Annotated in this window: 2 protein-coding genes; both read right to left on the reverse strand. The window is 57.5% G+C overall.

Annotated elements, in window-relative coordinates; genetic code table 11:
- Positions 1–514: 514 nt before the first annotated feature.
- On the reverse strand, positions 515–934 hold the full coding sequence (locus ACRECS_RS27330; protein ID WP_431586124.1) for a hypothetical protein: 420 nt from the start codon (positions 932–934) through the stop codon (positions 515–517).
- Positions 935–947: 13 nt separating this feature from the next.
- The coding region (locus ACRECS_RS27335) for an RHS repeat-associated core domain-containing protein (RefSeq protein WP_431586125.1) at positions 948–2,653 on the reverse strand (1,706 nt) is incomplete at its 5' end.

Raw genomic sequence — 2,653 nt, forward strand, 5'->3', positions numbered from 1 at the left:
ATCCCGTAAGCCTTCTGCACCTGGATCAACCGTCCAGACAGATCATAGCTGTTGCGGGTAATGCGATCCGCGCCATTCCCTCCCGTCGCGCCCAGGGTGCACGCCGAAGCGGGGAGAGCGGAGAAGCTCGCCGGGTTCATGCGCTGAGCCGTGCATTCCGACCGCCCGGCTTCATTGGCTTATCGTACCTTCTGGATCATGAAAATTCGTCGAGGTCGGGGGTTAAGTAAACTGTCACCGTAACCCCCCCTTTATTCTACCAACTTCATTCTGCTCAAACGGCCCATCGTAATCGTCTGGACTGCCGATAGCATTTATCACGCCGCCCAGCAATTTGACGCCTTCCGTGACTACCCATCGGGGGGCGGCGCTTGCTGTGGTCCGACATGCTGAATTAGCAGCGCATCGAGCGATTGCGGCACACACTGGCGCCGCTGGGCCGCAGGTCCCTGTCGGGTCTGAGCCATTGATTGGATCATTCCTGACATAGGCAAACAGACTTTTCTGATTCAGCTTAATCCAGTAGCTGAATTGCGATCTTACGGAGCGACGTCGCGTCTAGACCGACAAGGCGCGCCCACTCCACAATATATTCAACGTCATCAATATCGGCATCTTCGGGCACGCTAGACGCCATCAATAATAGTCGGCTCAAGGCACTTTCTTGCGCGCCACTCTGCACTCCTGCCAAGGCAGCCGCAATCTGCGAGCGCTCGTTACTTAAAGAGGCGCAAGTCTCGCCATTGCTGACAATGTATCTTTCAATTAGAGGCAGCATAGAAGACTGTTCATGGTTCAGAGGTATACCGCAGATACGAATAACTGACAACGCAGCCATATTCTTGAACAATGGCTTGCCTTCGAATTTACCACTCCGCAGGGCACAATCAAACTCGTCGAGTAAATCCTTCTCGTTTTGTGAAATCTCAATCATTATTACAATACTCTTATTTAGGCAGAACTGAGGTTATACCTAGCTTATCTAATACGTAAGTGCACGTTTCACACGACTTGATAATCTGCCCCGCTTCGGCCCTCGCGGCACGCACTGTAGCCATTACCCCGCCTTCTAATTTCGCTCCGGCGTTTGCTGCTCTGCTGAGGGCGTTTATTTCTCCGCAGCACCCGCCATAGCCTTTGGGATTAGGAGCTTCCGCAACCAGCTTTCCAATTCCCTCGTTCGTAGCCATTCCAGGTCCCCCAGCTCTCGTGCTCGCACCGGTGAACACCTGACCTGAGCGAGTCACAAATCCACTCGTCGCGCCGCCTGTCGCACCAGCCTCCTCGGCCCCTGCGGCAGCGACTCGAGCGGCCGAAACCGCCGTCGCAGCCGCCCCTGCCTCTGGTAAGATAGCCGCTGCAGTGCCGCCGGTCATTACGACCGCGGCGCCGATCGCCATTCCAGTCGCGATCCGGGGATGCTGACGATTAAATTCTATTTGCGCTTCAATCTGCCGCTTTTGTTCTTCAAAAGTGGGCTCACGCTGATTGCCGCTCGGATCGCGCCCGTTTACGGGATCGTTTGCGACATAGGAATACAGATTGATTTGATCCGCATACCCAATCGGATCGGTCTGCATGAACCGCCCAAGCGCTGGTGAGTAGATACGGGCCTTGTAATGGTACATACCAAGCTCTGAGATCCACGCTTGCCCTGTGTACTGGAAGCGCCCGATATTGGCGGTGCCGATCCCGGCATAGCCGTTCGGGATGCCGTATTCGTCATAGGCATTGATCCCGATCAGCGTGCCGGCGGCGTTGGCGACCGAGACGATCGATCCCTGATGGTCGCTTTGCAGGCCGCGTCGGTTGGCCAGGGTGGCGCCTTCATACCAGAGGAACGGATCATCCTCGGCCGGGCCGTGAACATAACGGCGGAGCAGTACGCCAGCGGCGCTGTATTCGGCAACCAGTTCATCGCCGTCATAGAGGAACCGTGTGTCGGTCGTCGGGCTCGATACGCGGTACAGCCGCCCCATCGGGTCCCAGGCCAGCGCCACTCCCACTCCGCCCGACCTGGTGATCAGCCGGTTCTCGACATCATAGGTAAAGCTGTTCGAACCGTCCGAGGTCAGGTTGCCGTTTGCATCATAACCGAACGTCGCTGGACCACCGCTGGTATATTGGTTGAGCCCATTGACCGCGTAGGTGCGGTTGACATTGACATTGCCGGCAAACGCATAGCCATTGTTGTTGCGCGTCCTCGTCGCCATCTGGCTCGCCGGGGAATAACCAAAGGTCGCGGTCACATCGGCGACCGTCCCGGCCAGATCGTCCGCGATGCTCGTCAGCCGCGAGACCGGATCATAGCCATAGGTCGTCACCGCACCCGCCCGGTTGCTCCCCGAACGCCGGCCCTGAGTGTCGTAGGTGATGGTCGCGACGGTGGTTGCCCCATTCTCCCTGATTGCCGTCGCGCGGTTGAGCCCGTCATAGTCATAGATGAAGTACGTCCCGTCGGGATGCGTCACCCGGATCCGGTTGCCGGCGGCATCATATTGATAACCAAGCGTCCGCGCCACACCGCCCTGGTTGGTCGTGCTTGATAGCAGTCGCCCCAACCCGTCATAGCCCTGCGTCAGCCCCTCGCCTGAAGCCGACCCGAACCGCGCATACAGCTGCAAACCCTGCAGATCATAACCATAATAGACAT

The sequence above is a fragment of the Sphingomonas sp. genome (assembly GCF_050725575.1).
GTDB lineage: Bacteria > Pseudomonadota > Alphaproteobacteria > Sphingomonadales > Sphingomonadaceae > Sphingomonas.